Origin of the sequence: Arthrobacter liuii, assembly GCF_014639275.1 — a bacterium.
Classification (GTDB): Bacteria; Actinomycetota; Actinomycetes; order Actinomycetales; family Micrococcaceae; genus Arthrobacter; species Arthrobacter liuii.
The window spans coordinates 1-7,173 of the sequence record NZ_BMFW01000064.1 but is presented as its reverse complement, the minus strand read 5'-3'; the positions used below and the strand labels follow the sequence as shown (position 1 = coordinate 7,173).

Annotated in this window: 5 protein-coding genes and 1 pseudogene; 4 read left to right on the top strand and 2 right to left on the bottom strand. The window is 61.3% G+C overall.

What is annotated here, in order from left to right; translation table 11 throughout:
• Positions 1-601 precede the first annotated feature (601 nt).
• On the bottom strand, positions 602-940 hold the full coding sequence (locus IEW19_RS22980) for a DUF7793 family protein (RefSeq protein ID WP_188573862.1): 339 nt from the start codon (positions 938-940) through the stop codon (positions 602-604).
• Between the two features lie 766 nt (positions 941-1,706).
• On the opposite strand from IEW19_RS22980, the pseudogene IEW19_RS23855 reads away from it, so the two are divergent.
• A pseudogene (locus IEW19_RS23855) lies at positions 1,707-2,261 on the top strand (rhomboid family intramembrane serine protease); the annotation flags it as partial.
• Here IEW19_RS23855 and IEW19_RS23850 read toward each other — a convergent pair.
• Complete coding sequence (locus IEW19_RS23850; RefSeq protein WP_229748738.1) at positions 2,238-2,561, bottom strand: hypothetical protein; 324 nt, start codon at positions 2,559-2,561, stop codon at positions 2,238-2,240. The pseudogene IEW19_RS23855 and the gene IEW19_RS23850 sit on opposite strands and share 24 nt — an antisense overlap.
• A gap of 450 nt (positions 2,562-3,011) precedes the next feature.
• Between IEW19_RS23850 and IEW19_RS23845 the strand changes: the two genes are divergently transcribed.
• The 3 genes from IEW19_RS23845 to IEW19_RS22965 form a co-directional block, all read left to right on the top strand.
• Entirely contained in the window at positions 3,012-4,412 is a 1,401-nt protein-coding gene (locus IEW19_RS23845) for a bifunctional lysylphosphatidylglycerol flippase/synthetase MprF (RefSeq protein WP_229748736.1), read from the top strand.
• Positions 4,413-4,869: 457 nt separating this feature from the next.
• Complete coding sequence (locus IEW19_RS22970; RefSeq protein WP_188573861.1) at positions 4,870-5,997, top strand: S53 family peptidase; 1,128 nt, start codon at positions 4,870-4,872, stop codon at positions 5,995-5,997.
• Positions 5,998-6,693: 696 nt separating this feature from the next.
• A partial coding sequence (locus tag IEW19_RS22965) for an IS110 family transposase (RefSeq protein WP_188573860.1) occupies positions 6,694-7,173 on the top strand: 480 nt, incomplete at its 3' end.

The following is a 7,173-nucleotide window of genomic DNA, read 5'->3' as shown; positions in this document are numbered from 1 at the left end:
GTTCATCGCGCCGACACCCTTCTACCTAGCCACATCACCCCACGGAAGGCAAGCATGCTTACTAAATATTTGCTTGTGCCCATCCACTGCACGAGTGGCTACGAATACATGCTGGTACGACACGCCGTCCGGATCCGCACGCTGGCGCCCTAGCAGAATCTGAATGCGGTGAATCATCCGCGGTCAGCGTCGGGTTAGCTGAGCCGCCTCTTTCCGCGTTCACTGAATCTGGAGGCGCGTGCGGTTGGTCTTACGGGTCCCGGCAGGCTCGTGAGTGCGGCATCGCAAGGCCTGTCCACTGGTTTTGGGGTGGCCACGGCGAGTTCCCCGGCGTAGGCGTTTCCTATCGGATGCGTCCTGGATACCCGCAGATGTGAGCGGCAAGTAAGTCCTGAACTCCCACGCTATCTCACCGATTGCCGCAGCATGTTGCGCTTTATGCAGAGTGAAGACCGATAAACCGTGAGCGCAAGGATCGCTCTGGCATCGGAGCCCCGTTCGATTGCCCAAGGAAACATATGTTTACCACTTCGATTTGAACCCTCCTGGGTAGAGCAATCAAGTCGCTGCAGGTAGCGGTTTGACAGAACCTCTTGGACCCTTACCTGAGCCACTTCATGGCTTCATCGCGTGAAGTAAAGAAGCGCCGCGGTCGGTCTGACTTATTCATGGCCAGGACAAAGTTGGCGATGACCTCGACCACAGGCGAGGTCACGAGCAAAGCAGCCTTCGATGCCTGGCAAGAGCGGCCAAAAACATCGCGGGCACCTCGGCTGACTCCCCGCGTGCAGGTCATGTCCACCAACAACGGACGTTCCACCGCCCCGCATACCTCGTCCACCACCCGGACTGCGAGCTCCGCATCCTGCGTTCCGACAGTTACATCCGAGTGCCATTTCAGCTGCGCTATCCCGACTTCGTCCACGTAGAGCTCACACATCCCTGGTCCGGAAGATCCCGCTGCCCCTACTTTCGCCTTGTTCAAGAATCAATGCCGAATCTAGCCTGATGAGAAAGGGCGACGACGGCTATTTATTCCGCCAATCTAGCTTCAGGTGTCCTTAGACTTCTACGCCGCCGTCTGCTTGAAGCACACCCCACCTTTACGTCATAGCCGTCTGACTAGGGAGTACTTGGTCTGCGGGCAGCGCTCCGGCTTGTTCTCAGAGGCCTGTTCCGAGGGTCAAACGGATCTGAGGCCTGAGGGATGCCTTCTGTTTTTTGCTGCCAGGGTGCGCGACAGCAAGCTGCACTCGTTAGCGTTCAGAACCACCGGGGCAAGCAGTTCCGTCGCGGTATGAACGAAAGACCCTCGCGCCTGTTGACTCAACCGCGAGGGTCTTGCTACAACCACATCCACAGATTGGGGACAGCGGATCGCTGCTCCCGCAAAGTAGTACTTGCAATGCAAGTTTCCACATTGATTCGCTAGGCGTGATCGTGGGCTGCACGGCGGCTCGCCCGGTAGCGGCTATATGACAGGGCTTCATGTAACAATGCCTGCCCCGGGGCCCTGCGGGATTCTCCAGCAACTCGTCCCGGACCGAGTTGCTCCAGCACTCTGGCCGACGCGGGGTGATTACAGAAATGACCGCGCATTCGCAATCCCGCCTGCGTCTCAGCGCGGTAGCGTAGGACTGACAGCAGGGGCTTGACGAGAAGATCCCTCGGTACTCTCCCTTCGCTTGAAAGGAACTTTTGTGACGATGTCCCGCAGGCACGTGAGGGCCGAGCGGCGGCGTCGTGGATGGTGGAAACTTGATGAGCTTCGCAGGTCTCCTATCACGGTGGGTTTTGTCTTGGTTTTCTGGTCCCTGGGCCCCCTGTCCTCCGCCCTCACCCATGGCGGGATCGACTGGTCGACTGCAGCGGTGGGCACTACGTCGGTGCCGGATCGATGGTGGACGGCTGTGGCTTCGGCCTTCTGGGCCCGGGATCTCACAGGGCAGGTGGTGGGAACCGGGCTGGTGCTGATAGCGGGGATTCCTTTAGAGCGGCGGATGGGCAGCGCGAAATTCGCTGCTGCTGTAGTCCTGTCCCAGGTCCTGGGTGTCCTTGCTGCGGTCGGGTTCGCGGAGTCGGCCCGCGCCGTGTTTGGGACCTGGGCTTCGGGAATGAACGGCACGGTCCTGCTCGGTCCCAGTGCTCTGGTATGTGGGGCAGTAATGGCATCGACTGCTTCGATGAGTACTCTGTGGAGGCGCCGTCTGCGCCTGGTTTTCTCGGGCCTGCTTATACTATTTGCCCTCTACGGTGGCGGATTCGCCGACCTTGCCCGTTTGGGTGCCGGTACGGTCGGAGCTCTCCTGGGACCGATCCTTCTTGGCCGCCCGCCGCGGCCGGCGCGCCCGGTGAGTTCGAGACATGAGGGACGGGTGCTTCTGGCTGTCCTGGTCGCGGTCACGGCCGTCGGGCCGGTGGTTGCCGGCCTGGTCCCACATGCTGTCGGCCCGCTGTCGGTGCTGCGCTTCCTGTTCACGGACATCCAGCCAGTCGACCCCGGGTCGTTGCAGAGCATATGCGCCGACCCAGCCCAGCACCGGGAATGCTTGGCAGGGCATCTGCAACTCAGGGCCGGGGCCGGGGCGATTTTCATGGCCATTGTGCCCTCGTTTCTGCTCCTGGTGCTCGCTGAGGGCCTTCGCCGCGGTCGACGCTTCGCCTGGGCTGCAGCTCTGCTGGTTCAGGCCGGGTTGTCCGCGTTGGCGCTGGTTACCCTGGCCTCGGTTCTTCGAAGCGCCGCGGCGGGCACAGTCGCCGGGGAGGTCATTGCCGCAACCGGGAACGGCGGGGGCGGGCCCCACCACCCGCTGGCACTTGCGGTGCCACTGGCCGTGCCAATGGTGCTGTTTATGGTCCTGTTGGTATGTGGGAGGTTCTTTTCTGTCTCCCCACCCCGAGGGACCTATGCCCGGCTCGGGGCGCAGCTGCTGGTGTTGGCGTGCGTCCTCAGTGCAGTTTACGTGGGGACAGGGATGGTCCTTGCCGCGGATTTCAGCCCGGTCCCCGCTTTGGCCGACCTGCTCGCGGATCTCCCTGACAGGTTCCTGCCTCTCGGATACACCGTGGACGTTCCGCCGGCCTTCTTCCCGCAAAGCAGCCCGTCTGTTCTGCTGTACGAAGGAGTCGGAATCCTGTTTTGGGCCGTTACAGGCGTGCTCATCCTGAAAACTTTTCTCCGCCCCACTACCAGCCGGTCACGAAACGACCGGGCCAGAGCCTTGGAGATCCTAAAAAACGGGGACAGCAATTCGATCTCCTGGATGACAACCTGGGCCGGGAACACGTACTGGTTCTCCACGTCAGGGAAGACCTTCATCGCCTACCGAGTCAATTCCGGGGTAGCTCTGACTCTCGGTGCCCCCGTCGGTCAGCCAGCAGGGCTTTCGGAAACATTGGAGGAGTTCTCGCGGTACTGCAAGGCCAAGGGGTGGACCCCCTGCATTTATGCCGCACCCGCTTCCGCCCGGGACGCCGCCTCCGAACTCGGCTGGGAAGCGACACAAATTGCCCAGGAAACCGTCCTCCCGCTCGAATCCCTCTCCTTTAAGGGAAAGAAGTTCCAGGACATACGCACCGCGATGAACAAAGCGGAAAAGGCCGGGATCCGGGCACAATGGGTCCGCTACCCCACAGCAGCCCGTCACCTCAAAAATCAAATTGTTGCCATTTCCGAAGAATGGGTCGCGGACCGGAAAATGCCCGAGATGGGATTCACTCTCGGAGGACTGGATGAACTCAACGATCCGGAGGTCCGCTGCCTGCTCGCTCTGGACAACCAAAACCACGTGCACGCGGTCACCTCATGGCTCCCCGTTTACCACCATGGCCGCATCGTCGGCTGGACCTTGGACTTCATGCGCAGAAACGAGACCGGTTTTCGGCCGGCCATCGAATTCCTGATCGCTTCCGCCGCCACCACCCTCCTGAAAGACGGCTACGAATTCATCAGCCTCTCCGCGGCTCCATTAGCTCACGTCCCCCAAGGCAAGAACTCCCAAACGCCACCGGCTGACCTGCCGGAGGCCAGCGGACTCGACCGCTTGCTCGACAACATCGGATCCGCTCTCGAACCTGTCTACGGGTTCCGTTCCCTCTTGGCCTTCAAAGCCAAGTTTCACCCCCACTATCACCCCCTGTTCATGATCTACCCTGATTCGGCTTCCCTGCCCGCCATCGGCAATGCCCTCAGCCGCGCATACCTTCCCTCCCTTTCCGTACGCGAGGTACTCCGCCTCTTGCACCAGATTCTCAGACGTGGCAGTACAACTGGAGGCCGTGCCAAGACACAAAAAAGCAGCAGCTTGATTAGTGCAAAACCTGAACCCCAAGAATCACACGAACAACTTTCCGGAGACGCCAAGCACGGCGGAACCACTGCCTCAGCCGGGTCAATCAAGGATCAAACATGAGACCGAAATCGAGCCGCAGCGGCAAGATGATCGTTCCAACAGGTGAACGAACAGCTTGCGACTGCGACAAGAAACTACCACTTCTTACTGCAGCGGCCCCGACATTCACTTGCGCCGAGATCTCCGCCACCACGCCTACGGAGCCCCGCCGCCGGACTCTCGGAAAACGATGGATAGCGCCAGCAGCCGGGATCGAAGAAGGACCAGGACCTGTAGCGACCTACGGCTTCCCATGGCATCTATCTGCACAACATGCTCGCTACCCGTCGAATAATCAGAGCAAGCACACTTAGATGATGTCCTGAGACAGGCGTAGCGCGGCGTCCGCTTACACCCTAAAACTATGAGCGGTCTCTCTTCGTATACAAGCCGTTCAGCATGACGCTGCATGGCCTTAGCTGTGTGCGTGGGTCTCGGGGACCACTACTCTGGTCTCTTCTACCCACTCGGGGGTCCCATGTCCTGGCTTCATCGGGCCGCAACTCTTCTCGCAGCTGCCGGCCTCCTTCTCACCGCTGCTCTGCCCGCATCCGCCGCCCCCGGCCCCAACAGCCCGGGCAAGGGCGCGGAACACGAACACTTCGCCAGCCACCCGTTGCGGGTCATGCCCCAGGCGGTAAACACTGCACCCACCGGCTTGTCGCCTGCTGCCATCCAGAAGGCCTACAGCTTCCCGACTTCGGCCGCGGCGGGCGCCGGGAAGACCATCGCGATCGTCGACGCGTACAACGACCCGACCATCGCCTCGGACTTGGCCGCCTTTACCGCCCAGTACGGGCTGCCGGGCTGCACCACCGCCAACGTTTGCTTCACGAAGGTCAACCAAACCGGGGGCACCAAGTATCCAAAGTCCGATTCCGGCTGGTCCCTTGAGATCGCCTTGGACGTCGAATGGGCGCACGCCGTCGCGCCTGGGGCGAAGATCCTGCTTGTTGAAGCGAACAGCGCCAGCTTCACGGACCTGATGGCGGCCGAAGACAACGCCTCCGCGCACGCCCAGTACGTCTCCAACAGCTGGGGTGCTGCCGAGTTCAGCGGAGAAGCATCCTCCGACACGCACTTCGCCCGGCCCGGCGTAAGCTTCTTCGCCTCAGCCGGGGACCAGGGCGCACCGGCAACCTACCCCTCGTCCTCGCCAAACGTGATCTCCGTTGGTGGAACCAAACTCAACCTTGACAGCACCGGCGCGGTGGCCAGCGAAACCGGCTGGGCCAGCTCAGGCGGCGGATGCAGCGCCTACGAAACCGCAGGCCCGGCCCAAGCCGCTTTTGGCCAGTACACCCAATTGAACTGCGCCGGCAAGCGCGCCACCCCCGACGTTCCCCTGGACGCCGACCCGGCCTCGGGCGTCTCCCTCTACGACTCCACCTCCTACAACGGGCGGACCGGATGGTTCACCGTGGGCGGCACCAGCGCCTCCTCCCCGATGTGGGCGGCCCGGGCCGCTGACACCGGCGCACTCGTCAACGCCTCCTACGTCTACGGCTCCTCGGTGGCATTCCGGGATATCCTCATCGGCAACAAGGGCAACCCCTGCCTAACTGGTGAAGACCTAGTCACCGGACGCGGAAGCTGGGATGGCTGAAAGCGAATCATGATCAGCCGTTGACATGATTCCGTACGAGATATCAACCGCCGCACCGCCGACCAAACGACCGACGAGTCTCCAGGGATTGACCTACACTCCAACCTGACGTCAGGCAGCCGCTGCAAACTCGTCAGATTGGGGTCGGGAAGACGGTTTCCGCACATGCCCAGTGAGCAGTCTTAGATTCAAACCTGACTTCCGTCCCTGATGCTGAGCCTCTGCAGGCGGATGCGTAGTAATTGTGCACCAGCCTGTTGCGCAATTGTCCAGAGGCGGTCAGGCCAATTGAAAATCCGAGCTGCACGGACTCCATCCGTCGGAGCCTTGCCTGGCCTGGAATCTCCGGCAATACTGCCACAAGCTGTAGCACTATTCAGCCGTGCGCCCCATCCTTTTACAAGCCCAACGAGGATACCGGCGCCACCCTCAATAAAGCGGATATAAGCGTGGACAGTAATGATGAAATTGGCCGTGTTGCGGTGTGGCTCTAATGTGACTGACGTCCCCCGACGCTCTGGGAATTGTCTTGACGTTGATCTGTCCGCGGCAACACAGCTGCAGTAAACGCGGCGGCCAGATGGACATGACCTTATAGGAGCCTGTTCCGAAGAGTCCCATTACTGTCTTGTCTGCCCACCCGGCCGGCGTGCCCTTTCGCATCGCATGCAACGAAAGGCCAGGGCAGTTCTCATCATGACAAACGAACAACTGCAAGTCATCGCAGGGATCGACACCCACGCCGACACCCACCACGTCGCCATCATCAGCGACACCGGGCTGCACCTGGCCGACAAGGAGTTCAGCACCACGGGATCCGGCTACCGGCAGATCATCGACTTCCTGACCCGCTTTGGTGCGCTCATCGCCGTCGGAATGGAAGGAACAGACAGCTACGGGGCCGAACTCTCCCGCGTACTCGCACAGCAGGACATCCAGGTTGTGGAAGGAGCGCGCCCAAACCGGCAAGCCCGCAGGCTCCAAGGCAAGTCCGATCCCCTCGATGCCTACCAGGCCGCTGAATCGGTGCTCGCCGGCCGCGCTGGCAGCAACCCAAAATCCCGGGACGGGGCGGTGGAATGCCTACGCGTACTCCGCGCCGAACGAGCCACAGCAATGCGGGCACGGGTCGCCGTGGTGGCACAAGTGAGGGCCATCCTCGTAACCGCACCCGAA